This window comes from Paenibacillus durus, assembly GCF_000756615.1.
Taxonomy (GTDB): Bacteria; Bacillota; Bacilli; order Paenibacillales; family Paenibacillaceae; genus Paenibacillus_AQ; species Paenibacillus_AQ durus.
Map to the genome: position 1 here is coordinate 2,797,852 of NZ_CP009288.1, position 25,661 is coordinate 2,823,512.

The 25,661-nt window shown below is 52.9% G+C and carries 27 protein-coding genes; 16 read left to right on the forward strand and 11 right to left on the reverse strand.

All coding sequences use genetic code 11. The features are described from left to right. Nucleotides 1–331: 331 nt before the first annotated feature. The gene (locus PDUR_RS11910; protein ID WP_042206455.1) at nucleotides 332–1,510 is read left to right on the forward strand and encodes an NAD(P)-dependent malic enzyme; all 1,179 of its coding nucleotides are present in this window, start codon (nucleotides 332–334) and stop codon (nucleotides 1,508–1,510) included. 88 nt (nucleotides 1,511–1,598) lie between these two features. Here the strand turns inward: PDUR_RS11910 and PDUR_RS11915 are convergent, their stop codons facing one another. The 5 genes from PDUR_RS11915 to PDUR_RS11935 form a co-directional block, all read right to left on the reverse strand. Then, on the reverse strand, nucleotides 1,599–2,399 hold the full coding sequence (locus tag PDUR_RS11915) for an ATP-binding cassette domain-containing protein (protein ID WP_052410197.1): 801 nt from the start codon (nucleotides 2,397–2,399) through the stop codon (nucleotides 1,599–1,601). Nucleotide 2,400: 1 nt separating this feature from the next. Continuing rightward, nucleotides 2,401–3,111: a GTP-binding protein gene (locus PDUR_RS11920; protein WP_042206457.1), complete on the reverse strand. Its 711-nt coding sequence runs from the start codon at nucleotides 3,109–3,111 to the stop codon at nucleotides 2,401–2,403. 4 nt (nucleotides 3,112–3,115) lie between these two features. Then, the gene (locus PDUR_RS11925; protein WP_042206458.1) at nucleotides 3,116–4,108 is read right to left on the reverse strand and encodes an ABC transporter substrate-binding protein; all 993 of its coding nucleotides are present in this window, start codon (nucleotides 4,106–4,108) and stop codon (nucleotides 3,116–3,118) included. A gap of 239 nt (nucleotides 4,109–4,347) precedes the next feature. Then, entirely contained in the window at nucleotides 4,348–4,938 is a 591-nt protein-coding gene (locus tag PDUR_RS11930; RefSeq protein WP_042206459.1) for an AAA family ATPase, read from the reverse strand. Between the two features lie 34 nt (nucleotides 4,939–4,972). Beyond that, nucleotides 4,973–5,896 (reverse strand): AEC family transporter, encoded by a 924-nt coding sequence (locus PDUR_RS11935; RefSeq protein ID WP_042206461.1) that lies wholly within the window; start codon nucleotides 5,894–5,896, stop codon nucleotides 4,973–4,975. 145 nt (nucleotides 5,897–6,041) lie between these two features. Between PDUR_RS11935 and PDUR_RS11940 the strand changes: the two genes are divergently transcribed. From PDUR_RS11940 to PDUR_RS11950, 3 genes are all read left to right on the forward strand, one after another. Further along, nucleotides 6,042–6,275 (forward strand): hypothetical protein, encoded by a 234-nt coding sequence (locus tag PDUR_RS11940; RefSeq protein ID WP_042206462.1) that lies wholly within the window; start codon nucleotides 6,042–6,044, stop codon nucleotides 6,273–6,275. A gap of 116 nt (nucleotides 6,276–6,391) precedes the next feature. Further along, nucleotides 6,392–6,835, forward strand: a complete 444-nt coding sequence (locus tag PDUR_RS11945) for a GNAT family N-acetyltransferase (RefSeq protein ID WP_042206463.1) — start codon at nucleotides 6,392–6,394, stop codon at nucleotides 6,833–6,835. 80 nt (nucleotides 6,836–6,915) lie between these two features. Next, nucleotides 6,916–7,152 carry a DUF3892 domain-containing protein gene (locus PDUR_RS11950; RefSeq protein ID WP_042206464.1) on the forward strand — a complete coding sequence of 79 codons (237 nt, stop codon included), beginning with the start codon at nucleotides 6,916–6,918 and terminating at the stop codon, nucleotides 7,150–7,152. 60 nt (nucleotides 7,153–7,212) lie between these two features. Here PDUR_RS11950 and PDUR_RS11955 read toward each other — a convergent pair whose 3' ends face one another. Continuing rightward, on the reverse strand, nucleotides 7,213–7,950 hold the full coding sequence (locus PDUR_RS11955) for an MBL fold metallo-hydrolase (protein WP_042206465.1): 738 nt from the start codon (nucleotides 7,948–7,950) through the stop codon (nucleotides 7,213–7,215). Nucleotides 7,951–8,158: 208 nt separating this feature from the next. On the opposite strand from PDUR_RS11955, the gene PDUR_RS11960 reads away from it, so the two are divergent. Both PDUR_RS11960 and PDUR_RS11965 read left to right on the forward strand, forming a co-directional pair. After that, a complete protein-coding gene (locus PDUR_RS11960; protein WP_042209302.1) occupies nucleotides 8,159–8,710 on the forward strand; it encodes a hypothetical protein in 552 nt (183 codons plus the stop codon). A gap of 93 nt (nucleotides 8,711–8,803) precedes the next feature. Then, on the forward strand, nucleotides 8,804–9,160 hold the full coding sequence (locus tag PDUR_RS11965; RefSeq protein ID WP_042206466.1) for a DUF1292 domain-containing protein: 357 nt from the start codon (nucleotides 8,804–8,806) through the stop codon (nucleotides 9,158–9,160). 105 nt (nucleotides 9,161–9,265) lie between these two features. On the opposite strand, the gene PDUR_RS11970 is transcribed toward PDUR_RS11965, so the two are convergent. After that, a complete protein-coding gene (locus PDUR_RS11970) occupies nucleotides 9,266–10,741 on the reverse strand; it encodes an aminotransferase class I/II-fold pyridoxal phosphate-dependent enzyme (RefSeq protein WP_042206467.1) in 1,476 nt (491 codons plus the stop codon). 86 nt (nucleotides 10,742–10,827) lie between these two features. Here PDUR_RS11970 and PDUR_RS11975 point away from each other — a divergent pair, with 86 nt between their 5' ends. After that, the gene (locus PDUR_RS11975; protein WP_042206468.1) at nucleotides 10,828–12,111 is read left to right on the forward strand and encodes an MFS transporter; all 1,284 of its coding nucleotides are present in this window, start codon (nucleotides 10,828–10,830) and stop codon (nucleotides 12,109–12,111) included. A gap of 94 nt (nucleotides 12,112–12,205) precedes the next feature. Here the strand turns inward: PDUR_RS11975 and PDUR_RS11980 are convergent, their stop codons facing one another. Next, a complete protein-coding gene (locus PDUR_RS11980; protein WP_042206469.1) occupies nucleotides 12,206–12,829 on the reverse strand; it encodes a DUF1054 domain-containing protein in 624 nt (207 codons plus the stop codon). 282 nt (nucleotides 12,830–13,111) lie between these two features. Between PDUR_RS11980 and PDUR_RS11985 the strand changes: the two genes are divergently transcribed. From PDUR_RS11985 to PDUR_RS11995, 3 genes are all read left to right on the forward strand, one after another. After that, complete coding sequence (locus tag PDUR_RS11985) at nucleotides 13,112–13,708, forward strand: hypothetical protein (RefSeq protein WP_042206470.1); 597 nt, start codon at nucleotides 13,112–13,114, stop codon at nucleotides 13,706–13,708. A 213-nt stretch (nucleotides 13,709–13,921) separates the two neighbouring features. Further along, nucleotides 13,922–15,346, forward strand: a complete 1,425-nt coding sequence (gene gndA / locus PDUR_RS11990; RefSeq protein ID WP_042206471.1) for an NADP-dependent phosphogluconate dehydrogenase — start codon at nucleotides 13,922–13,924, stop codon at nucleotides 15,344–15,346. Nucleotides 15,347–15,499: 153 nt separating this feature from the next. After that, a complete protein-coding gene (locus PDUR_RS11995) occupies nucleotides 15,500–16,063 on the forward strand; it encodes a shikimate kinase (RefSeq protein WP_042206472.1) in 564 nt (187 codons plus the stop codon). Here PDUR_RS11995 and PDUR_RS12000 read toward each other — a convergent pair. Continuing rightward, the gene (locus PDUR_RS12000; protein WP_042206473.1) at nucleotides 16,060–16,371 is read right to left on the reverse strand and encodes a rhodanese-like domain-containing protein; all 312 of its coding nucleotides are present in this window, start codon (nucleotides 16,369–16,371) and stop codon (nucleotides 16,060–16,062) included. The two genes, PDUR_RS11995 and PDUR_RS12000, sit on opposite strands and share 4 nt — an antisense overlap. Before the next feature lie 113 nt (nucleotides 16,372–16,484). Between PDUR_RS12000 and aroA the strand changes: the two genes are divergently transcribed. From aroA to ptsP, 4 genes are all read left to right on the forward strand, one after another. Next, nucleotides 16,485–17,777: a 3-phosphoshikimate 1-carboxyvinyltransferase gene (aroA, locus tag PDUR_RS12005; RefSeq protein WP_042206474.1), complete on the forward strand. Its 1,293-nt coding sequence runs from the start codon at nucleotides 16,485–16,487 to the stop codon at nucleotides 17,775–17,777. 42 nt (nucleotides 17,778–17,819) lie between these two features. Continuing rightward, nucleotides 17,820–18,260 (forward strand): CoA-binding protein, encoded by a 441-nt coding sequence (locus PDUR_RS12010; protein ID WP_042206475.1) that lies wholly within the window; start codon nucleotides 17,820–17,822, stop codon nucleotides 18,258–18,260. A 182-nt stretch (nucleotides 18,261–18,442) separates the two neighbouring features. Then, entirely contained in the window at nucleotides 18,443–20,326 is a 1,884-nt protein-coding gene (locus tag PDUR_RS12015) for a glucose PTS transporter subunit IIA (RefSeq protein WP_042206476.1), read from the forward strand. Further along, nucleotides 20,323–22,074 (forward strand): phosphoenolpyruvate--protein phosphotransferase, encoded by a 1,752-nt coding sequence (ptsP, locus tag PDUR_RS12020; RefSeq protein WP_042206477.1) that lies wholly within the window; start codon nucleotides 20,323–20,325, stop codon nucleotides 22,072–22,074. The genes PDUR_RS12015 and ptsP overlap by 4 nt, the downstream gene beginning before the upstream one ends. Nucleotides 22,075–22,133: 59 nt before the next feature. Here ptsP and PDUR_RS12025 read toward each other — a convergent pair whose 3' ends face one another. After that, complete coding sequence (locus tag PDUR_RS12025; RefSeq protein WP_042206479.1) at nucleotides 22,134–22,793, reverse strand: L,D-transpeptidase family protein; 660 nt, start codon at nucleotides 22,791–22,793, stop codon at nucleotides 22,134–22,136. 283 nt (nucleotides 22,794–23,076) lie between these two features. Here PDUR_RS12025 and PDUR_RS12030 point away from each other — a divergent pair, with 283 nt between their 5' ends. Beyond that, nucleotides 23,077–23,604: a sigma-70 family RNA polymerase sigma factor gene (locus PDUR_RS12030; RefSeq protein WP_042206480.1), complete on the forward strand. Its 528-nt coding sequence runs from the start codon at nucleotides 23,077–23,079 to the stop codon at nucleotides 23,602–23,604. Continuing rightward, nucleotides 23,597–25,030, forward strand: coding sequence for a DUF4179 domain-containing protein (locus PDUR_RS12035; RefSeq protein ID WP_042206481.1), 1,434 nt, complete (start codon nucleotides 23,597–23,599; stop codon nucleotides 25,028–25,030). Before PDUR_RS12030 ends, PDUR_RS12035 begins: the two co-directional genes overlap by 8 nt. A 67-nt stretch (nucleotides 25,031–25,097) precedes the next feature. Here the strand turns inward: PDUR_RS12035 and PDUR_RS12040 are convergent, their stop codons facing one another. After that, nucleotides 25,098–25,622, reverse strand: coding sequence for a type 1 glutamine amidotransferase domain-containing protein (locus tag PDUR_RS12040; RefSeq protein WP_042206482.1), 525 nt, complete (start codon nucleotides 25,620–25,622; stop codon nucleotides 25,098–25,100). Nucleotides 25,623–25,661: the final 39 nt, after the last annotated feature.

The window sequence follows — 25,661 nt, forward strand, 5'->3', positions numbered from 1 at the left end:
AAAATTGAATACAGGTACATACTCTAAATGCGAATATTGCAGCAGGCTGCGGGGTGATCGGGGCGGATGAGGAATGACGCAGCCATACTAGCATTTTATCGGACGAAAGTATTGTCGTATGGGCAAATATCCGCTAGAATCGGAGAGGTGATTTCCGTTGTCACGGCCAGTGTGACGCATGTGGCGGAAACCTGCCCGGAGATGTGATTATATTAAGAAATATATATAAAATAGCCGATTATTGATCAGGGATGAATTCATCCCGGTTCAGGATAAATAGAACAAGACCTAAGATTGTGAACGCGGTCAGCCAATAACAGGAGGTATACCCATGAATGTGGAGGAAATTATGCTGCTGCATCAAGGCGGCAAACTGGAAACAACATTGAAGCACCCGATTGAATCGATGGAGGATTTGGCGAAGGTCTATACGCCGGGAGTAGCCAAGGTATGTCAGGCCATCGCGTCCGACCAGGATAGAGCTTACGAACTGACCACCAAAAAAAATACAGTGGCTGTCATCAGCGACGGTACTGCGGTATTGGGACTTGGCGATATCGGCCCGAAAGCCGCAATGCCCGTTATGGAAGGAAAGGCGGCTCTGTTCAAACAGTTCGCTGATGTGGATGCGGTGCCGATCTGCCTGGATACGAAGAATACGGAAGAGATTATCGCGATTGTCAAGGCGCTGGCTCCCACCTTTGGCGGTATCAACCTGGAGGATATTTCTTCTCCCCGCTGCTTCGAAATTGAGCGCCGTCTTAGAGAAGAACTGGATATTCCGGTGTTCCACGACGATCAGCACGGAACGGCCATAGTGGTGCTGGCAGGTCTGCTTAACGCGCTAAAGGTGGTAGACAAAGACATAAGAGATGTCAAAATTGTCGTCAACGGCTGCGGGGCAGCAGGCATATCGGTAGCTAAAATGCTGCTGGGTGCGGGCGCCGGGAATCTGATTGGCGTGGATCGGGATGGCGCCATCAACCGGCTGAACGTGTATGACAAGCCTCATTGGACGGAATTCGCGCAGATCAGCAATCCCAATTTGGAACAAGGCTCTCTATCTGATTGCATCGCAGGTGCGGATGTATTTGTAGGCGTTTCGGCGCCTAACGTGCTGAAGGTCGAGGATATCCGGAAAATGGCCAAGGACCCGATCGTCTTCGCCATGGCTAATCCGACGCCGGAAATTGATCCTGCGCTTGCCGCTCCATACGTAAAGGTTATGGCGACGGGACGCTCCGATTATCCGAACCAGATTAACAACGTACTCTGCTTCCCGGGCATCTTCAGAGGCGCTCTCGACTGCGGCGCCAACGACATCAACGATGAAATGAAGCTCGCGGTAGCGGAAGCGATTGCCGCGTCTGTTGATCCCTCCGAACTGAACGAACAGTTTATTATTCCGAACGCTTTTGACAAGCGGGTCGTTGAATACATCCGGAAGGCGGTAGCCGAGGCGGCGATCCGAACCGGAGTTGCGAGAAAAATGCTTATTAGCGTAAACTAATCCGTCTTATCTAAAAAACGAACCGGCCAATCTTCCGTTGGCCGGTTCGTCTGTTGTTAGAGCTTCTATATCCCTATCCCTTGAGCCGCTAAAACTCGGCGTATCTGAACGCGGACCCTGCCAATCGCTCGCCTCTACGCAGCTTCTCGCGGACGGCCAAAATGGCGGCATCCGCTTTTTGCAATTCTTCAAGCAGCGCCGATTCGTCCTGATCGCTCTCCAGAACGTCTGCAATGCCGCCGCTCTTCAGCACAATTCGGCTGTGGGCGAGCAGGGCTAAGATCGGATCATGGGTCGCCATCAGCACAATCTTCTGATTCTGCACAAGAATATCTAGCGCCTGTCTGCGGTCAATCCCCGCATTCTCGATCTCGTCAATCAGCACGATCGGGCTGTCGGATAAAATGGCGGTATCCGCAATCATCAGGGAGCGTGATTGTCCGCCGCTGAGCGCGGTCAGCGGGGTATCCGGCACAATCGGCTCTCCGGTCAGCCGGTTTGCCTGAGTGACGACGCCCTGAATCAGCTCCTCCAGCCCCGTCTCGCCGAGGTTAATGTCGCGGCATTCCGCGTGCAGTGTAATAAATTCCGCCACTGTGGCGTCCATGACAAAGTTCATATTCTGCGACAGCTGGGCAATCAGCTTCCGTCCCATGTCGAATCGGATCTCGGGTGCGGGCGGCTGATCGTTAATCAGGATGCATCGGCCGCTCGGTGTATCCCGCTGGGCGATATATTCTATATCTGCCAGCAGCCTGCTCTTGCCCGAGCCTGTCGGTCCGACGACGGCAACCAGGTCGCCAGGCACCAGGCGTAAGGTGACATCCTCCACTTCACCGGATTTGGAATGGCCGCCAAGGATCGTAATGGATTGAATATCCTCCATCATGTCAGCTCACCTCCGGGCGGGAAACATCCGGAATAGCAATGCTCTTGACGTTGCCCATCTGATAGTCGTGCCCGATTCTCGTCTCACCCAGGCAGTAGGAGCAGACCGCCGCCGGCATCGAGAACCGCAGCTTCCGTCCGTCCAGGTCGTCGATATCCTCCGCCTGCGCGAGCAGGGCGCCGAGCCGTTCCTTACCCTGACCGGTCAGGCCGTTGATGTGAAGAATCTCCGCGCGGGCGTTCACTTTGCGGACTTGATACTGGAACACCTCGCGCTCGGCTTGTGAGACAATGTCGCCCTTTGTAATGGCCACGATATCGGCTTGTTTCAGCAGCGGGCCCATCTTGGTCGGGGTATTCGCTCCCGATAAATTATCAATGACGCAGACCGCCAACGCATGGCGGATAAAAGGAGAACAGCGGTTGCACAGACCGGCGCTTTCGCTGATCAGAATATTGAGTTCCAACGATTGCCCCCAGCGGGCGCAAGCTTCGATATTGGTTACAAAATAATGGTCCGGGCACAGGTTGCCGGCAAGACCGAGAAGCACCGGTACTCCTTTGGCACGGTAGCGCTCATCATCCTTGGAGGCAACGCAGTCGAATTTCACGACCCCCGCTTTCAGTCCCTGCTCCTTCAGCCAATCAATCACACGCAGAAGCATGGAGGTTTTGCCGCTCGACGGCGGACCCGCCACGGTTATGAGCTTCATAATCTTAGTCCTCCTGTTCAAACCCTTTGTTAAAGGCAGCGTTCGCCGCATCCGTCTTTGCCTGAATATCTCCGTTCCAGACGAGATCCCAGCCCATCCACAGCAGCTTGCGCTGAGTAAGCCCGGACGCCGCCGAAGGATGAGGCGATGGGAAGAAGGCCTGTTCGCACAGCTGCGCCGTCTCCTCGCTTGTGAAGAAGGAAGCTAAACGGCGCCCGCCCTCGGTCGCATTCTTTTTAGAGAGCAGGAATACCGGGCTTGCGATCGCGCCTTCCTCAGGCCAGATAATATTGATTTTGTCCTTCTTGCGGATCATATTTGCATAAAAATACGGCATCACGTATAGAGCCGTTCCGGCTTCGTTATCGGTTCCCGCCAGCTTCGCCATCTGGCCCGGATGAAGCCCCTGGCGAACCGACCGACCGAGACCGGTCAGTATATCTTCGCCGAGCTTCTCGCCTAATGTCAGCAGCACCGTTTCGCAAAAGGTGCCGTTATGGCCTCTCATCGTTACCTGCTTCCGGTACACGGGATTCAGCAGATCACTCCAGGAGCGCGGCTCGGGAGTATCCCCCAGACGGGCTGTATCGGCTACGATGACCAGCGGATTTACGCACATTAACGTAACCCGGCCAGTCGGGTCCTGCATGCCGATCTCCGCAAACCGTTCATTCGGAGCATAGCCTGCTGCATCGGCGAATACATCCTGATCGAGAAACCGGGTACGGAAATCACGATGGAAGAAGCTGCTGATTCCCGGCGTAATTACGATATCCGGCAGTTCGTCGGCGGATTGAAACTCATTTACTGTTTTATAGAAGTCGCTCTGATTCGCGTTTCCCTCGAATTCCAATTCTTCCGGGTCAAGATCGGTCCAAAGCCCCGAACTTTGCTGATGAAGAAATGTTTCTTCAATAGGCACCTTAAGCGGGCAGGGCAGCATGGCAAGCAGATGGCGGGGCAATCTTTCCTGTTCTTGGGCCGTTCCTGTATTCATATTTATTCATCCTCTCGTCGCCTTTTTTGAAAATACGCTAGTAAGTTACGTTTAATTATAAATAGTAGTGATTTGATTCACAATTTGCGAAAGACCGAAAGTTTGACAATACTACAAACATTCCCTCATCAGTATAATTTAGACCCGTTAGCATATAGGAAAAAGGAAAATTCATGAAAAAATGCAACTTTAGCGCAGCATTGACACGAGGCGGGCGTATGGAGAGACAGGAAAGGGAGCTATGCCTCCGGATAGACGAAACGTTCGATTGTGTCTGCAGCCCGGGCCAGGTCATTTCCGGAATTATCAAAGTATAGGATGGAGGAGGGGGGGAGGGGCCATTTTACGGTGCGGCTGACAAGTGAGGAGCGGAAATCATCCCAGTTGCGCAGCTTCCAGTCGTCCAATTTCGAGCTTCTGGCCCTAATTCTTTCCTTATAAAGTGTCTCATCGGACAGGCTGACGATGACCGCCTTTACTTCGACGTCGAGCAGTGATCGGCCGATCCGCGACAATTCGCGCGCAATCCACCCTTCATCCGCGGCTTCTTTCGTGAAAGGACCGACCACGATGCTGTCCACATCCAGATTGACGTTATCCAGCGCGGCATCCATCGTAATCCGGTATCCCAGGTCACGGCACAGCTTTTTGTATTCTTTAGAATCCCGGTCGGAGGGGTCAAGTCCATGGAGCGTCATTATCGCTTCCGCAGCCGGCCGCAGAAGGATATCCATATCGAAGAAGGCGGCTTTCCGTCTCGCTGCCAGCGCTTTCGCCAGCGTGGTCTTGCCGGCGCCTGCTCCCCCGAGGAAAAATACGAGTTTATTCATTGGCTATTCCTCCTTGTGTATGATTGCCCTGAGTTTACCCTAGTGTACGGGCAAGCGTAATCAACCCTGTAATTGTAATAACATTCAGCAGTGTCGAAACCAGTACGGTCTGGGCCGCGAAGTCCGGCTCATTATTATATTCCTCAGCAAGCAGCGAGGCGTTGACTCCGGTCGGCATGCCGGAAGCGATGATCAGCGCCTGCGCGGGTATGCCCTTGAGTCCGAGCGCAAGCACGAGCAGAATGCCGATCGCAGGAGCGGCGAGCAGGCGAAGCAGGAGACTCAGATAAAGATCGACCCGGGCCAGCCGGAGCGGATACTTGATGATCTGCGCCCCCAGCGTAAGCAGCGCGACCGCAACCATCGATTCCTGGGCATAGGTAAGCGGTTTGGAAATGAACAGAGGCAGCGGAACGGAGAAGGCGTGGAACGCTAATCCCAGCACCAGCGCGTAAGGAACGGGCATTTTCAGAAATCCGATAATGACGATCCGGTAATTGCCCTTAAGCTTGGCCCGCTGAATGGAAATAACCCCATAAGTGAAGGTTAGCAGGCTTTGCAGCGCCATAATCAACGATTGAAGCGAAGCGGCGAGAGCATCTCCATGAAACGCCAGATCATTAACCGGCATGCCGTAGTTGCCCGCGTTATCCAGCAGCACGCTGTTCGTAAATGCGGCCCTCATGCCTGTTTTGTATTTTAGCGAACGTGTAAGAATAAAGGACAAAATATAAAGGATGCCTATGTATAGCGCATAGAAACCGACCACCATGCCGAGCAGGGAGGGCGACATTTTCGAGAGGTACATGCTCATAAACACGGCGGCGGGTGTTATGTAGTAGAAGTTTATTTTTGCCATCGTATACAAATCCAGCCGAAACAGCCACTGAAGCAGCGAGCCGGCGCCAATCAGAATAAAGACCGGTAGCACAACCTGAAGCAGAATCTCACCAATCATTGAACCCTCTCTTTTCAATAGTTAAAGTATTTGCATTATAGCATAATTTGTCTTCCGGCAGAGCGCTTGGTTATAAAACATTCCGGCTTCGTTAAAACTGCTACAAGAACCTGCATTATGTGAATCGAGAGAAAGGAGCCGGACGATGATAAAAAGACAACTGGGATTGCCGGCAGTCTTCAGCGCGCTGCTGCTTGCCGCCGGCTGCATGCCCGGAAACGGTATGTCCACGGAGCCTGCACATCCCGCTTCCTTAGATATGACCAATCTCACAAACCCCGGGAGGGAGCTTGGGGAAGAGCGCGATCCGCTGGCTCCGATTATGAAGGATGTATATTCGAAGTCCATTCCGGATGATGTCTATTCGGACGGCCAATAGTGGCCTATAAACCTTCTCGTGCTGCCCATTTCCGTTATCCTTTCGGCTATACAGCCAGAACGATATTCAGTATAATAGTGCGGCTTGAAATTAAAGAGAGAGGAGCGCTCAGAGGAATGGCGGCGGAAATTGTGCGCGTTACAACTGAGGAGCAGCTGCAGCAGGGGCTGGATATTCGCAAAAAGGTGTTTGTAGAAGAACAAAAGGTTCCTGTGGAAGAAGAAATCGACGATTTCGACAAAATTGGACCGGATGTGCATCACATGATGCTCATTGACGATGGGATAGCCGTTGCCACGGGAAGATTAACCTATTACAGAGAGGGCACCGCGAAGATGCAGCGGGTCGCCGTGCTGAAAGAGTACCGTGTCAAAGGCTACGGCCGGGTGCTGCTGCTTGCGCTGGAGGAACTGGCCCGGGAGCTCGGACTAGAGACGTCCATTCTTGACGCACAGTGCAGAGCGGAAGAGTTCTACCGCAAGCTTGGCTACGAAGTGATTTCAGAGCAGCCGTTCTATGATGCCGGGATACTTCATGTGCGCATGCAAAAAAAATTGTAGAACCGCATATCCGTCCCATCCGCTGGACATTCTATGATGTGCCTTGTATATGGCAAATCTGGATTTAGGAGCGTGTTCATATGATGAGCGGAGAACGGGAACGTTTTGTGGCGGTTCGGAAGAACGGCGATGGTGATCTTGCCTCATTTCAGACCTCAACGGGCCGCGTACTGAGCTATGAGCAGGCGCTGCAGGAAGTTCAGGCGGGAGCTATCGCCGGTGTCAATGTGTTCAAAGGAAGGGACGGAGCCCCCCATATCCGAGGGGATGCCGACGGCGATCCGACCAATAATCTTGATCAACTGCCGCAGTTTTAACTGCAGCCCTAAGGTAAGGGACTATCCGAGAGGCCGAAAAAGCCGGGGATAGTCCTTTTTTTAAAGATAATACACCACATGCTGCTCCAAAAAATCCATCCCCGACGTCTTCCCGACGTAGTCCGGCTTCTCGTCGCCGTAATGCATCAGGGAAATCCTGCTGCGGATATCCTCGGTAAGACTTTTCAGTTCCTCCAGAGTGGTATGAACGACGCCTGCGCCTTCCAGCTGGCAGTCATGATAAATTTTGCGGCAGCCCCCGCTTCGCACGAGACGGGTCAGAAGCTCCGGCTCAAACGTCATGTCGGCGCTGTAAAATACCTCCTCGTTCAGCATGAGCGAATAGCTGTCTTTGCCCGGAATATGCGGTGTCCGGATCAGGCGGACGGTGATTTCCGGCGAGAGGGTATACATCGTATCCGGCTTAAGCGGACGAACATGAAACACGTCATCCAGCGAGGTAATTATGCCCTTCTGGTACAGCCCGCACATCAATGTGTGCTCCCACAGAGGATCAACGAGCGCTTCGGGGAGCAAAAGAGTCATTTTGCGACCGGTTGTATGGCGCAGTGTCAACGCAAGCTCTTCAAACCCGCCGACATGATCGGCATGCAGGTGTGTAATCAGCGTCGCTTCGACCTCCTCGAAGGAACGCCCCAGTTCGTGCATGGCCAGCGGAGCAGTGATGCCGCAATCGATCAGCAGGGTATAGCCGCTGCCCATCAGAAGGGCGTTATTGTTGAAATAGTTCTTGGCGAAGGCGCTGCCCGTTCCGAGCATTTGCAATTTGACAGTCATTATTGATTACCTCCCGGGTTAGCCGTCTAATATATAGTATCAGACGTTTGTAAACGCATGATGAAGATATTATCCTACTTTTTCTCGAACCGGACGCGCCGCAATATACTGAGTCCAATAAAAATTTGCCTCGGCTGCCGCAACTTGCTCATGCGGATAAAGTATATATTAACAGCATGAATTAGTATGGAGGTCCAAGGTTATGAAAATAAGATGGAGAAAAGTTGCGGTTTGTGTCATGGTCTTTTCCCTGATGGGCGGTTCATTGTTATTTGCCGACTCGGTCTATCAGAAAGTGCGAGTGTGGAGTAACGGCAAGGAACTTTCGGATGGCGGGTATTTAATCGATGGGAAAACCTATGTTCCCGCGCGGGAAATCGACGGGTTGATCGTTTGGAGCGATTCCGGCAAGGTGAAAATCCTTAAACCGAATGTGCATATATCCTTGTTCAAAGGCGACACCATTTTTGGCAAAGTCAAACTGGGTAAGCTGAAGTTCAGGGCGCTGTGTCAGGTGGACAGTCTGACCGACGATATTGCGGGCGTCAAGTTGTCGATTATCGATCCTTCCGGCAATGTCAAGGAACTCGATTCCAGTGATTTGGGCAGCGGACAGGAGGATAATTTCTGGTTCTCTACGAAGGATATTACTTACGATTTTAAAGAAAGCGGTAAATACCGTATCGGTTTCTACATGAAAGCGACCCGTAACGGCGATTACTCGCTTGTATCCGAGAAAGTCATCACCGCGCTAAATTAATGCTTTTTGCGGATGCCTGTAAATTGACCTGAACTTGTCTTACGTGTTAACATACCAAATGTAGGATAATTCAATTCAAAGCGAGGTATTTTAATGAGCGATCACAAACATGAGCATGGCGGAGAATGCTGCGGCAAACATGGCCACAATCACGAGCATGGCCATGAGCATGGCGGATGCGGCTGCGGGCACGACCATGAGCACGAGGAGTTTGTGCTGACCTTGACGAACGAGCAGGGCGAAGATGTGGAAATGGTGCTGGTGGAAACGTTCGACGTAGCTGACAAGCTCTATGCGCTGCTGCTGGAACGCGAGAACCCGGAAGCTGATGGCATCATTCTGCGCATGGAAGAAGAAGATGAAGAAATGGTGCTTTACAATATCGAAGACGAAGCGGAATGGAAAGCTGTGGAAGAAGCTTACAACGAACTGCTTGCCAAGCAGGGATAGATTCGGACAAGATATAGATGTCGGATCTGCTGCTTCAGCCGCCGACTGAAGAAAACCCGATACCTTATGACCAGGTATCGGGTTTTTGTATGAGCACTTAAAAAATTAAAAAATCGGGTCAGCTTCGACGATAACTTTAACATGGGTTAGCGTGCGGTCCTCCGGCCCTTTGACGGGCAGGCCGATCTCCACATGGTCGAGGATATAGTCGATATTATCCTGTGTAATAACTTCTCCGGGAAGCAGTATCGGAATACCCGGAGGATAGACATATATGAATTCTGCGATAATGCGGTCGGCCGATTCCTTGAACGGTACAAGCTCCGTATCCGCATAGAGTGCGTCCCGCGGAGTAAGCGCAAGCTGCGGAATTTCCGGAACCTGTACTTTGAGCTCGTAGATGTCGCCTTTGCCGTAATGAATAGCTGACAATACCCGCAGCGCCGACAACAGTTTGTCTACGGATTGACGGGTATCTCCGGGCGTAATTAGGCAAAGAATGTTATACATGTCACTCATTTCGACTTCGATATTATATTTCTCACGCAGCCAATTCTCCGCTTCCCATCCTGTAATGCCCAGATGGCGCACATGGATGCTCAGCTTGGTAGGATCGTGATCGAAGGTCGCTTCCGTACCGAGAATTTCGTTCCCGAAGCTGTACAGGCCTTCGATTTCATTAACCGCTTCTCTGGCATACTTGGCCAGCTCAATCGCATGAGCCGCCATATCATGGCCGTTCAGCGCGAGATGGCGTCTGGCCGTATCGAGGGAAGCGAGCAGGATGTAGGAGGTTGAAGTTGTCGTCAGCATGCTCATCATCGTCTGCACACGCTGCGGGTTAATGAAGCCGGTGTCGGCATTAACATTGAGCACCGAACTCTGGGTCATGGAGCCGCCGAGCTTATGAACACTTGTGGCGGCCATATCCGCACCCGCCTGCATTGCCGACATCGGCAGCTCCTCGTGGAAATGGATCAGAACGCCGTGAGCCTCGTCTACTAGAACGGGAACGCCGTAGCTGTGGGCGAGCTCTACAATCGAGCGAAGATCGGCGCATACCCCGAAGTAAGTCGGGTTGATGACGAGCACCCCTTTGGCGTCCGGATGACGCTGTAAGGCGCGTTTAAGAGAACTGGTCGTAATTCCGTGGTCGATGCCAAGGTTCTCATCCTGCACGGGGGATACGAAGATTGGCTTGGCTCCCGAGAAGATGATGGCGGACATGACCGATTTATGAACATTGCGGGGGACGATAATCTTCTCCCCGGGAGAGCAGACCGACAGAATCATCGTCATGATGGCTCCGCTAGTTCCTTGAACGCTGAAATAAGTATAATCCGCTCCGAACGCTTCCGCCGCCAGGTTCTGCGCCTGGGCGATTACGCCTTTGGGCTGGTGCAGGTCATCGAGCGGTGCAATATTGATCAGATCTATGGAAAAGGCGTTATCACCGATGAATTCCCTGAACTCGGGATCGGTTCCGGCCCCTTTTTTATGACCGGGAATATGAAATTGCACCGGATTTCCGGCAGCGTGCTTTTTTAGAGCCGTGAAGAGAGGGGTAAGCGATTGATCCATTAATACTCCCACAACCTTTCTACAAGTAAAGTCGCAAACAAAAGAAGTATAACAAAACCATGATCATAATACTAGGATGTGATGTAATGCCCTCCAAAACTGAGCAGCGGATGCATATTAATCTGGCTTCGCCGTTTATTATCGAGATGTGGATTATCATTTTTTTGGTTGAATTTGTGAAAGGATCGCTGCTTGTCGCGCTGCTGCCCGTCTATATGGAAAATACACTCGGGCTGTCCGTCACGGTGGTCGGTCTGGCCTTTGCGCTGCAATACTTGGGCGATAATCTGTTCCGCAGTCCCTCGGGCTGGATCATGGAACGGATCGGGTACCGCTGGACGATGACCGGAGCGCTGCTTATGATCACGGTGGCCGTCGTTCTTATTATTTATGCCAAAGACGCGGCGTCGCTGTCGCTGGCCTGCCTGATCTTGGGGATGGGCACGTCCCCGCTCTGGCCTTGCGTGATGACCGGCGTGACGGAGCTGGCCGGCTCCACCAAAAGCGGAAGCAGCGGCGCGGCCATGGGGGCTGTGGAGATGGCTTCCCTGGCCGGGACGGGCATCGGGCCGATCACGGTCAACTTCCTGATGGAGCATGGTCATCAGAGTTATCGCGCCGTATTCTTCGTGCTGCTGGCTTTTGCCGTGTCGGTGGTCGCCGTCGCCCTGCTGCTGCCCGACCGGATTGCCCACGGGCTTCATGCCTTCAGACAGGGCGGGGATGAGCCGGGGACGGCTCATCCGAAGCTGACCCCGCTAAAGAGCCTGCAGCGAAAGCTGCTTCAGGTGGGACGGTCGCTGAAGGTCAGCCGGCTGTTGTACCCGGCGCTGTTCCTGCAGGCATTCGCAATCGGACTGATGACGCCGGTCGTTACCCTGTTTACACGGACGGAGCTGAACCTGACGCCGTCCCAGTTCAATCTGCTGCTGATTGCCGGAGGCGGCATTACCGTGCTGGCTCTTATTCCGGCGGGCAGGCTGGTGGACCGGATTGGCACGAAGACTTTTCTTAATATCGGATTCCTGCTTGCAGCGGTTTCGCTCGCGGCTTTCTCCATGGTTCGCTGGCTTCCGCTCGTGTTCATCGTCGTCCCCATGGTTGGAGTCAGCTATGCGTTTATTTTGCCTGCGTGGAACGCGTTCCTTGCCAAGCAGGTTCCCAAAGGCGAGCGCGGTACGGTATGGGGATTGTTTCTCACCTTGCAGGGCTCCGGGATGGTAGCCGGACCCATTGTTTCCGGCAAGCTGTGGGATACGGTCGGCCACGGCGCTCCCTTTGTGGCAAGCGCATGCGTCATGGTGCTGCTGTTCATCCTGCATTTGACCATCGTACGCCGCACGAAGCTGAGAACCGGGGAGTCGCATTAGGCTTTTGCCGGGCACAATAAAACGGCCCGTTCTCCTGATCCCTTGGAGAACGGGCCGTTTTATTCGTGGGGGGCTGCACTTATAGGCGGGCCGTTTAGAACGACATTCGGTACAGGGGCAGCAGCGTTTCGAACGTCTGTTCAATCACTTGAAGAAGCGCTTGTCCATCCCTGAGGACCGGATCCTCGTTTCCGATCCGCAGTCCGCAGGTGACTTCCGCCTTCTTTACTTCTTTAAGACGGCGCGTCAGCTCGGCGACACGGGCATCGTCCATGTCCGATTGCGGCGTTCCATGCGCGTCCAGATGGTCCGTGGACCAGAAATAATGGCCCGGCAGCCGCTCCCGGACCGTTGATGCACCGCCGGACAGCGCATCGGCGAAAATGGCTTTGTTCGGGCTCTCGTAAATAATCGCGAATACGATGAACAGATGGCTCTGAAACAGGCCGGTCTGAAAATGTGGCAGCGCTTTGTAGCCTCTTTTGCCGGGTCCCCAGGCCACCCAGGTATCATTCGGCGGATGCACCGTACGGCGGGCGTGCTTGGCTACATGAGGAAACATCTCCTCCCCGCACAGGGCGGAAAGAAACGGGGCGACTTCGTCACCGAGCGCCGTCAGCTTGGGCCGAACCTTAGAGATTAGCGCGTCCATCCTTGGCTCGAGACCGTCAATGCAAAATACTTCAAAATCTTCTGCTGCAAATCCGTTGAACGACATATAGTGTAGTGTCACCTCTTAGTAGGATGTACTGATTCATCATGCCGCGCGGCATTTATCCGCGAACAAGGCGTTTGGAATGATGGTGCAGCGGGTAAAAATAGTCAATAAACCAAGTTCCCGCTACATAAACTGAAGTATAAAATAAGTGTAGGATGAACGCAAAGATCATCACTGCGTCCGCTTATATTTTATCGGCTGCAGTCACTACTTCCGTAAGGGTAAAGACGCCAATGACAAATGCTGGTTTTGCTATTCGCAAAACGTAAAGGAGGGAGTGCCGTGAATAAGAACGACGAGGTGGAGTATTGCAACCTGGAGCTCCGGTTTGACCGGATGCACATTCAGAATTTGATCAAGGACCTGATTCAGGAAGGCTATTCCTTGTATTGGAGCGAGAGCGACAGCCTGTTTGTCATATCAGTCCGTACCGGGCGCAAGCTTGTCAAGCTCCGGTTTCAACGGATTAAAGACGGCTACAAGCTGGTAGGCGATTACATGATACGCGACGCTCGTCTGTCCGAGTGGATGGAGAAGCTGATTGGCGATATGCGCGGCCATGCCGTCGTCAAGCGTTTTCGTGACCGCCAGATCATCATTGAAAATATTTTGTTCGGCGAAGTGATCCGCCTCGTGGAAATATCGGGCTACCAGCAGAAAGTGCTCTATCAGAAAGGACCTTTGCTGTCGGATCAGGAGCTGACGAAGATGTTCCACTCAACCCTGGGCGAAGAGCGCATTCGCGAGCGCAGAATGGAAGTCGACGAGGAACTGGACCGGCTAAGTGACGCTTTGGCCCGGGGCGATAAGCAGCAGGTGAAGCTTTCCAAGGAAAAGCTCGTGTTTTTAACGAAGGAATTAATGAAGTTGGAATGGTAAAACCAGTAGGTATAGGCGAAGATTAGGCACCTCTCTGGAAAGGGGTGTCTTTGATTTTCAAGGCAATTTTCTGTAGGGGTTCACTTCTGCTGCAAAAAGCGTTAGAATAGTTACATTGCGGGTCAAATTTCGTAATAGATACATTTTGTCAATGAAATTGATCTCTTAATGCTTCACACAAAATAAAAAAGCGTGCAAAGGGTGGAGGACCAGATGGCAAAACAACAAATCGGCGTTATCGGCCTGGCTGTAATGGGCAAGAATTTGGCTCTTAACATCGAGAGCAGAGGCTTTACCGTATCCGTATTCAACCGTTCCCCTGAGAAGACCCATGACCTTCTCAAAGAAGCGGAAGGCAAAAATCTCACCGGCACTTTTACTATTGAGGAATTCGTTCAGTCGCTCGAAACTCCGCGCAGAATTCTGATCATGGTTCAAGCAGGAAAAGCGACTGATGCGACCATAGAGCAATTGATTCCGCATTTGGATCAGGGCGATATTATCATCGACGGAGGCAATGCCTACTTCCCGGATACAATCCGCCGCAACAAGGAACTGGAGGAAAAAGGCTTCCGCTTTATCGGCACCGGCGTATCCGGCGGCGAAGAAGGCGCGCTGAAAGGTCCTTCCATTATGCCTGGCGGGCAGGAAAGCGCGTATGAATTGGTAGAACCGATCCTCACAGCGATCTCGGCCAAAGTGAACGGCGAACCTTGCTGTACATATATCGGACCGGACGGAGCAGGCCATTACGTGAAAATGGTGCATAACGGCATCGAGTACGGCGACATGCAGCTCATCTGCGAAGCGTACCAGCTCCTCAAAGACGTTGTGGGACTTGATGAAAAAGAACTGCATGCGACCTTCGCCGAGTGGAACAAAGGCGAGCTCGACAGCTACCTGATCGAGATTACAAAGGACATCTTCGCGCAGTATGACAAAGAGACGGGCAAGCCGATGGTCGACGTCATTCTCGACGCTGCGGGCCAAAAAGGCACCGGCAAATGGACAAGCCAAAGTTCGCTGGATCTGGGCGTGCCGCTGTCCATGATTACGGAATCCGTATTCTCCCGCTTCCTCTCCGCCATGAAAGAGGAGCGCGTAGAAGCCAGCAAAGTGCTGAGCGGACCGGCTGCCGGCGCGTTTGACGGAGACAAAGCCGAGTTTATCGAGAATGTGCGCAGAGCGCTGTTCGCGAGCAAAATCGTGTCTTACGCCCAAGGCTTCGCGCAGCTGCGCGTCGCTTCCGAAGAATACGGCTGGAATCTGAAATACGGCAACCTGGCCAAAATCTGGCGCGGCGGCTGCATTATCCGTTCCCGCTTCCTGCAGAACATTACCGATGCTTATGAGAACAATCCGGAGCTCAAGAACCTGCTGCTCGATCCTTTCTTCAAGGACATCATGACTTCTTACCAGGATGCATGGCGCAAGGTGGTTGCGGAAGCCGTTACCCGCGGAATCCCGGTTCCGGGCTTCGCAAGCGCCCTGGCTTACTACGACAGCTACCGCACGGAGCGTCTGCCGGCGAACCTGCTGCAGGCTCAGCGCGACTACTTCGGCGCGCATACATTTAAACGCGTGGACAAGGAAGGCGTCTTCCACCACGAGTGGATCGCCGAAGCGCAGTCGGAATAACGCGCCCTTCCCGCTTTCACAGCCCGGAAGAGTCCGCCTTCAGGCGGTTCTTTCGGGCTTTTTTAAATAAAAGCCGATATTGGGCAGAGGAATTATTGTGCTGTGTTTTCGCCCTGTGTTATGATAAGTCCAAAATATTGAGTAGGTGAACGTATGTCTGGAGACGAGATACTGCCAAAGACCGGGCCCGCAAATTCCGGGAATCTGATTCTGATTGGAATGATGGCAACAGGGAAATCGAGTGTAGGCGCTATGTTAGCCGAGCAACTGGGTTATGAACTCGTGGACCTGGATCATGTTATTATCCGGAAAGAGGGCCGGAACGTGTCCGACATTTTTGCGGAAGAAGGGGAAGCATACTTCAGAGCCGTGGAGACGGAAGTGTTGGGGCAGACACTGCAGGGCAGCAGGAAGGTAATCTCCACTGGCGGAGGAGCGGTGCTTGCGCCAGCCAATAGAGAAATGATGATGGAGAATGGCATCGTAGCGGCGCTCAGCGCCACGGCAGAGGTTATTATATCCCGGGTAGCCGGAGACAACAATCGGCCGCTGCTGGCCGGCAATACGGAAGAACGCGTAAGGCGGATTCTCGAAGAACGAAAGGACGCCTACAGCTTCGCGCATTGCACGGTCGATACAACGGACTTGACAGCGGCACAAGTGTGTCATCATATTTTAATGCACTACCGCGTTTTAGCTTTTAAGCACGTGGGCTAGTTTTCCAGCAGTTCGTTCCATCCAATCATGCCGCCGCTCAGGTTGGCAACGCCGCTGTAGCCTTGGGTATACAAGTATTCGCATACCCGCTGGCTGCGGGAGCCGGAGCGGCAAATAAAAATAACCTCGGCATCCTCCGGGATATCGGAGGTGCGGTATGGAATATCGCCCATGGGGATATGCGCTGCGCCGGAGATCATACCGAGAGCCACTTCGTCAGCTTCTCTGACGTCGATCAGAACCAATTCTTCACCGGATTCAATGCGCTGACGCAGCTCCGGGGCTGTGATTTGGGGAATACCATTCATGGATATGACCTCTTTCCTTGACAAGAATGGTTTAATGATAACATAAGGGCGGATTACCCTGTCAAACTAGGAGTACCCCGCATCCAATATACAATAATAAGGAGAACTGGAATATGGACGTTATTGTAAGGCCTACGCCGGAGCTACACGGGGAAATCGGAGCTTTGTCCTCCAAAAATTATACGACGCGCTATCTGCTCGTTGCCGCGCTGTCAGAAGGCACGAGCACGATCTATCATCCGGCGCACAGCGAGGACAGCGACGCTATACGCCGCTGTATCCGCGATCTGGGAGCGGAGCTTACGGAGGACGACGAGAAGATCGTCATCAAGGGCTTCGGCCGCCGTCCCAAAGATGTCAAGGAGCTTAATGTGGGCAATGCCGGCGCGGTGCTGCGCTTTCTGATGGCTGTTGCCTCCCTGTCCCCGGAAGTGACCTTTGTAAATACATACCCCGACTCACTGGGCAAGCGTCCGCATGACGATTTGATCGACGCTCTCGGCCAGCTAGGTGTTAAGGTCGAGCATAATGAAGGCCGGCTGCCGATCACGATCCGGGGCGGAAATCCCAAGGGAGGCCGCATCACCGTCTCCGGCGCGGTCAGCTCCCAGTATTTGAGCGCTCTGCTGTTTCTGACGCCGCTGCTTGAGGAAGACAGCGAGATCATTGTGCTGAACGATCTGAAATCGAAAGTGGTCGTAGGCCAGACGCTGGAGGTGCTGGAGCAGGCCGGTATCGTCATTCACGCGGCTGATGACTATATGTCGTTCAAGGTGCCGGGCGGGCAGTCCTATGAGGCCAAATCGTACACGGTGCAGGGAGATTACCCCGGTTCGGCAGCCGTTCTTGCGGCTGCGGCGGTAACGAAGTCCGACGTGAAGATTCATCGTCTGGCCGAGAACAGCCGGCAGGGCGAAAGAGCAATAATCGATGTGCTGCGCATGATGGAAGCGCCGCTCATCCATGAGAACGGAACGGTGCATGTGCAGGGGAACGGACGCCTGAAGGCCGTAGAATTCGACGGGGACGCGGCAACGGACGCCGTGCTCGCGATGGTTGCCGCCGCCGTGTTTGCAGAGGGAACCTCCAGGTTTTATAATGTGGAGAATCTGCGGTATAAGGAATGCGACCGCATCACCGATTATTTGGCGGAGCTGAGCAAGGCCGGGGCGAAGGTGGAAGAACGGCGGGACGAGATCATCGTTCATGGCAGACCGGAAGGCGTCGAAGGCGGCGTTACGATCAACGCGCACTTCGACCATCGCGTCATTATGGCCCTGACGGTCGTCGGGCTTCGTGCTGCGAAGCCGCTGCTGATCAAGGATGCGCATCATGTCGCCAAATCGTATCCGCAGTATTTTGACCATTTGCAGGCGCTCGGCGCGGATGTTGAGTGGGTAAAATAAGTCCGCCACTGATAATTTATAAGACAAAGGAGGCTGAAATTAATGGCTTTTGAGAATCCATCCAGGGAACAGATCGGGGATATTCTGGCCTCCGCCGGCAATATTGCCGTGGTGGGACTGTCCGACAAGAGTGACCGGACATCTTACATGGTCGCTTACGCCATGCAGCTCAGGGGCTATCGGATCATTCCGGTTAACCCGTTGGTGGACGGCGAGATCCTCGGGGAGAAGTGCTATCATTCGCTCGCGGAGATTCCGGAGCCGGTCGATATTGTCAATGTGTTCCGCCGCAGCGAGTTCTGCGCGGAAGTCGCCCGCGAGGCCGCGTCTATCGGCGCCAAGGTGCTGTGGCTGCAGCAGGGGATTGTCAGTCCCGAAGCTGCGGAAATTGCCGCAGAGGCCGGCATGACGGCCATCATGGACCGCTGCATCAAGGTCGAGGAAGCGATAACGATGAACGGACGGAACCGTAATATAAAATAAGAGACAATGTGCTAAAGAACGTCCTAACCGAAAGGGGAGGGCGTTTTTTGCGCGTGTGTACACAAGAACAAATGGACTTGGAATGGAATATTTTGCTACTATGAAAATGTGCCAGCTTATTCTTTTGACAAAACGGAACACAGGCCGTACCATTCAATATAGTGAGAAAGGAGAGATACATCTTGAATTGGCTCGGATCATTGCAGCAGCTTGGGAGAGCCATCATGCTTCCCACTATGGTGCTGCCGGCAGCGGCCATTCTGCTCAGCTTGGGGAGCCTGCCATGGTCTGCCTGGGGACTGGCTTCGGTTGCCGAAGTAGCGACCTATGCGGGTCAGGGGATTTTTTATTATATGCCTTATCTGTTTGCAGTCGGAGTCGCATTGGGCTTATCCAATCAAGCAGGACCCGCCGGGCTTGCGGCGCTGGCGGGAATGTTCACCTATGACCGGATTGTGATGAAGCTGGGAGACGGCGCACTGCAGCCTGCGACGCTGATCGGCATTCTGCTCGGAATTGTCGCCGGCATTGCCCATAACCGGTTTAAAAATATCAAGCTTCCAGAGGCGATCCAGTTTTTTGGAGGATCGCGTTTTGTTCTGCTCTTTATGGGATTGTTCTCCGCGCTGTTCGCATGGGTCATGCTCGGCGTCTCACCGCTGATTCAGTATGGCCTTGACGGTCTGTTGCAATTCGTCGACCGGACGGGAGGATTTGGGCTGTTTGTATACGGCGTATTGTACAGAGTGCTGACGGCCTTTGGGCTTCATCACATTTTGAACAACGTATTCTGGTTCCAGCTGGGAACGTTTACGACGCCGGATGGCACAGTTGTTCAGGGGGACCTTCCACGTTTTTTTGCCGGCGATCCTACAGCGGGCAGCTTCATGGCGGGACTGTTTCCGATCATGATGTTCGCGCTGCCCGCCATTGCGTTTGCGATTATTCAGGAAGCCCGTGAAGATTTGAAGCCCAAGATCAAAAAGACGTTTCTGCGGGCAGCGCTCGTCTGCTTCCTGACAGGCGTGTCCGAACAGATCGAGTTCGCCTTTCTGTTCGCATCTCCTTATCTGTTCGCTCTACATACGATCATGTCCGGGCTCGCCATGGCCCTGACATCCGCGCTTGGAATTTATCACGGCTTTTCTTATTCGGCGGGGGCTATTGATTTTATACTGAATCTTCATTTGGCCCGTCGCGCCTGGCTGCTGATTCCGATCGGCCTCGTGTACGGAATGGTCTATTACCATCTGTTCCGCTGGGCGATCCGCCGATTTCAGATTCCGACGCCAGGCCGGGAGGAAGGCTCTGAGCTTGGCGATTGGGCCGGTAATATACCGTACCAGGCTCCGCTTATTTTACAGGCGCTTGGCGGCAAGGAGAACGTTGTGCAGGTCCAGGCTTGCATTACCCGATTGCGGCTTACGGTGTATAATGACCGCAAGATCGATACGGGCGCGCTCAAGAGCCTTGGCTCAGCAGGCATTATCAAATTGGGCGGGGGGAATGTGCAGGTTGTCTTCGGCACCTACTCCGAGCTGATCCGCGAGGAAATCGACAAGCTGATGCTGCGCGATCTTCCGCAGGTGCTCTTCAGCGCCCCGATGCAGGGCAAAATGCTGCCGATTGAAGAAGTGCCCGATCATATTTTTGCGCAAAAATTGGTCGGTGACGGGGTCGCTTTTATTCCGGACAAGGGAGAGTTGGTCTCACCGGTATTCGGCAAAGTGATGCACATTTATCCCACGATGCATGCCATCGGCATAGCCACGCCGGAAGGGCTGGAGGTGCTCATGCATATCGGCATCGATACGTCGCAGCTTAAAGGCCCGTTCCAGTCGGAAGTCAAAGAGGGGGATAGCGTCGAGCCCGGTCAGGTGTTGGTTAGGTTCGATCTGGACTATTTGAAGGAGCATGCCGCTTCGCTGGCCACCCCAATGGTTATTACCAATCCCGAACGCGTCAAATCCTGGAGCTACGCTCCGTTTAAGAATGTGAAAAAAGGACAATCTTCGGTGATGTCTGTCGTATTGCACGAAAGCAATGTTGGAGGGGTAGAATCATGATAAAAGGTATAGGGGCCGCAGCAGGTGTTGCCATCGGAAAGGCCTTCGTTTTGCCGAACTGGGAATGGAGTATGCCGGAGACGCAGGTAAACCCGGTAGATCTGGCTCAAGAATTTGAGCGTTTGTATGAAGGAATTCGAACCTCCAAGGATGAGATTGAGTTTATTAAAAAGGAATTCAGAGAGGTTGTCGGTCCCGAGGAATCGAGTATTTTTGACGCTCATCTGGCGATTCTGGAAGATCCGGTATTCATGAGCGAAATCCGCGGAATTATAGAGAGGCAGTACAAAGCGGCAGAGGTGGCGGTCAAAGAGGCGATCGATCACTTTGTGGCCATGTTCGACCTGCTGGACGATGAATATATGAAGGAGCGGGCGGTCGATATCAAGGATGTCGGCAACCGTCTGCTGAAGCATCTGCTGGGTGCGCCGGAGGTTACGCTGCCTTCGGATACAAAGCCCTATATTCTGGTGGCGAAAGAGCTTTCCCCTTCTCAACTGGCCCATCTGAATCCTAACTATGTGCTCGGTATTATAACCATGGCGGGAGGCAAAACGTCGCATTCCTCCATTATGGCGCGGGCGCTCGGCATTCCGCTGGTGGCGGGCTTGGAGAATAAGCTCCAAAGTCCGATCCAGACCGGAGACTTCCTGATCATCGACGGGGATAACGGCAATCTGATCATTAACCCTGATGAAGCCACAGCCGAGCATTACAGTGTTGTGCGGGACAGACAGCGGCAGAAGAGGGAACAACTGGAGCTATTGTCCTCGGTGGCGGCAATGACCAAGGATAGAGTTAGAATGCGGCTCGCAAGCAATATCAGCTCCGTGAAAGAACTGGATATGGCTTTAAAATACGGGGCCGAGGGCGTCGGCTTATTCCGGACGGAATTTCTGTATATGGACCGGAAGACGTTTCCGACCGAAGAGGAGCAGTACGAGGTATACAAGCTTGTGGCGGAGAAGGTCGGCAAGCATCCGGTTGTCATCCGCACCCTGGATATCGGGGGAGACAAGCATTTGGACTATTTTCAGCTTCCGGAGGAGCAGAACCCATTTCTGGGCTACCGGGCCATCCGTATCTGTCTTGACCAGAAAGAGATGTTCAAGACGCAGCTGACGGCGATTCTGCGCGCAAGCGTACATGGCAACATCAAAATGATGTTCCCGATGATCTCTTCAATTGAAGAGGTTAGGGAAGCCAAGGCCGTGCTTGAGGAAGTAAAGCAGGATTTGGACCGTCAGGGAATTCCATATGACCGCAAGCTGCCGGTCGGCATTATGATTGAGGTGCCTGCCGCGGTGATGATCGCTGATTTTTTGGCGGAAGAGGTGGACTTTTTCAGCATTGGGACGAATGATTTGGTGCAGTACGTGCTTGCGGTTGACCGGATGAACGAGCAGATTGCGCATTTATACCATCCGTATCATCCAGCCGTGCTGCGCATGATCCGCACAACCGTGGAATCCGCGAAGGCAGCCGGCATAGGCGTAAGTGTCTGCGGTGAACTGGCGGGCGACGAGCGTTCTCTCCCGCTGTGGCTGGAACTCGGTGTCAGCGACCTTAGCATGTCGCCGCAGGCGCTGCTGAAGGTCAAGCACCGGATGCTGAATACGACAGCCTCCGAGGCAAGGGAAGTCGCCAAGCAGTGCTTCCGGAACCGGGAAATTGCGGAGAGCGAGAAGCAGCTCACTCAGTTTCTCGACAAACACGTTATTCAGCATGTGATGAAGGGCAACGCTTAACCATTCGCGGATATAGAAAAAATAGGGGTCCGGCATGATTGCCGGGCTTTTTTATAGCTTCATTCAATCAAGCCGAGGTGTAGATAATCGTGATACCCGGCAACGCCATCAACGGGCAGTCCATACTTCTTTTCATAATCTTTTAGCGCGATTTCGGTTGAGCTGTTGAACCTGCCATTGCATTCCCCATTATAAAATCCTGCGCTTCGCAGACGGTATTGAATGATTTGAACGTCACCGCCGCTATCTCCCTTCGCTAAAAGTCTGGGGTTTTCGCCCAATTTTCCAAGGATATGGCCCCCAAAGCTTATTTTAGTCCCCACCCGCACAAATTCGTATAACTCCTCAACATCACGGTTGTGCATTCGTATGCAGCCATGACTGGCATTATGGCCTATAGAATAGGGCCTGTTAGTGCCATGAATACCGTATGTTCCCCACGGCACGTTAAGTCCGATCCATCGGGTGCCAAACCCTTTGCCCCAATTTTTGTATTTGTTAATAACGACATACTCGCCCACAGGCGACGGCGTTTCCGGTTTTCCAAGAGCGATGGAATACTTCTTTATAAGATGGTGGTTAGAGTACAAGTAAAGTTGGTGCTTTAAAGGATCAATCCTAATCGATATTTTTTCTTGATCTTGAGGAGGTTCTGCCGTGATAGTTGGATTGAAAAGGATGAACAAATGGAAAATTAACAACATCTTATGCATGAACATATGCTAAAAAATCCTCCATTTCGAGCATAATATTTTGTCTGTTTATTGCTTAGGCCCGAGACAGCTTATTCATAACGTTTACAGGCAGCATTCCCTAGCCCTGATTCTTATATTGTCAAATCACACAAAAATCTATCCCTGCCTCTTTCGGATGCATTGGGGGCTGAACCCAGATTCTCAAGTTTTTTTCAAAAAAAGCAAAACCGTTTGTGCCGCTGCGCAGTCTTAATCATATAGAGATAAGAGATGCCGGTGCATACATAAAAAGGGGGAGGGGATGGACATGGAGAGCCTGATCAGAGAAGAGTCCGTTATCCTGTCGGATGAAGAGAGCTTCTTCGGGCTTGTGGCAGAGCACAAAAAAACGTTATATGGGATCGCCCACAGCTATCTCCGCAGCGAGGCGGATGCGCTTGAAATGGTACAGGAGGCGACCTGCCGGGCTTGGATCAAACGCAGAAGTCTGAAGGATGAGGGGCGGTTCTCCCCATGGCTTATCCGAATTCTAATCAACTGCTGCAACGATGAACTGAAGCGCAGAAAGCGGGTGATTCCCTCAGAAATCCAAGGGGGCGAGTCCAGTGTCATAGAAATGGCGAGTGACCGCAAGCTGGATATGGAGCGGGCGCTGGATGCCGTGAAGCCGAAGTACCGGCAGGTGCTTGTCCTGAAATATTACCGGGATATGACGCTGTCTGAAATCGCGGCGGTGCTGGACAGACCGGAAGGAACCGTAAAGACGTGGCTGAACAAAGGCCTGAAGCAGCTCCGGGACAAAATGAAAGGGAAGGGAGATGACCGCTATGTTTGAACGTGAAGAGGAGCTGGCCCGGGACTATTTTCAAGCTGTGGACCGGCAGTTGCCGCCGGTATCTGAGCAGAAGCTGGACGCTGCGATTCATGCCGGTATCGGCGAAGGGAGCCGCAGAGGTAAGAACGTCCGTAGACGTTATGCTTTCACAACCGCTGTTATTCTGACCGTCGCCCTGTTGTTCATTATCTCGTGGCTGGGGGGACCCGGCGGTCAACGGATTACCGCGGTTCCGCCTAAGAATTGGGGGGAGTTTGAAGCGTACCGTTCACTTGCAAGGAACAATGTTACTATAAAAACGGCGCTGGACGCCGGACTGGTTACTCCTCTCCACATTTCAACGCAGGAGAAAAACGGCTACAAAATTACCCTGGACGGCATGATCGCCGACCGGCGGGGCATGCTGCTGCTGTATACGTTTGAGAACCGGAGCGTGCAAAAGGCGATGGTCACCGGTCTTTCGTTGAAAGGCCCGTCGAACTTTTCTTCCACTTCCTATTGGACCGGCGGCGACGGAAGCCCGGGAATTACCCATAATTACGCCCAGCTCACTTTGGAAGAAGGCCAGAAGCTGCCTGAACGGCTGACGGCTGAAGCTATCGTAATACCGGATACTCCTGAGGCTCAACTTTCCAGCTCGAACAAATTCAGAACCTCGCTGACGACCGGTTTTACGGTGGATACCGCGGAGATTGAAAAGTTCGGCCGTGAGATCGATATCCGCAAAACAATGACGGTCGGCGGTCAGCGGATTCATATCGAAAAAGCCTATATCGGACCGACAGGAATTTACTTGAATGCCGTATATGACGATCAGAATACCAAACGAATATTCAGTGTGATTAAGCCGACGATTATGTCCGGAAAGGGAGAAAAGGAAACGGCTCTGACTTCCTACATGACGCGGAGTGTGAATACTCCGCTGCAGACGATGGTTTTCCACAACAATAATATGGATGCCAAAGGGCCGCTGAAGCTTACGATCAAGGGAATCCAGGCTTTAGACAAATCCGATCTGAAGCTTGTCGTTGATACGGAGGCCCGAAAAATAATCCAGGCGCCTGACGACCGATTAACGCTTCCCGACCGAAGCACCGATATCAGGTTTACCGAAAGCAGTTCGGGCGTTGAGGGGAAAGCAAAGTCCGGTCAGCTTGTACTCCAATTAAGTACCAAGCCTACTCCGAACGACGAAATGACTCGCGTGTCATTTGATCTGGACGACAGCTTTACGGACGGCGAGGGAGTGAAGCATTCGATTTACCGGAACGAGGGAACTTTTTGGGAATCGGGCGGCAATTCGGAGGGATGGACAGATACTGGTATTTTCAATCTGGGGTCTGCAAAGCTTCCGCAGCCGCTAACCTTTACGATTATCAGCTACCCGAACCCTATACTTGAGGAGCAATCCGTCCGAATCCGTTAATAATTATGTCAAAAAGCCGCCTCCCACCCGCTTTACAAGCGGGGGCTACAGGCGGCTTTCTTTAATTTTATTCCCCGGCAAGTGCATCGCAGAACGCTTTGCCGTATGGCGGGAGATCGGGAGGACGGCGGGCGGAGACGATATGGCCGTCGACAACGACAGGCTCGTCCTTCCAGATTGCTCCGGCGTTCTCCATATCGTCCCGGATACCGGGAGTCGAGGTTACCGTAACGCCTTCCAGAATTTTTGCGGAAATCAGCACCCATCCGGCATGACAGATTTGTCCGATCGGTTTCCCGGCTTCGTTAAAATCACGGATAAGCTGCAGCACAGCGGAATAACGGCGGATCTTATCCGGCGCCCAACCGCCCGGAACCAAGATGCCATCGTAATCGGCTGCGTCCAGTTCATCCCAGGAGTATTCGGCGGTTGCCGGTACACCATACTTGCCGATATATGTTTTGCCTTTTTCAAGCCCGGTGAGATGCACCTCTGCGCCTTCCTCCCTGACCCGGTATATCGGATACCAGAGCTCCAAATCTTCAAATTCATCGTCTACGAGCGCGATAACTTTTTTTCCGGCCAGTCTCAATTGGCTGCAGCTCCCTTCGAAGAACGTAGTCCCGTTTAT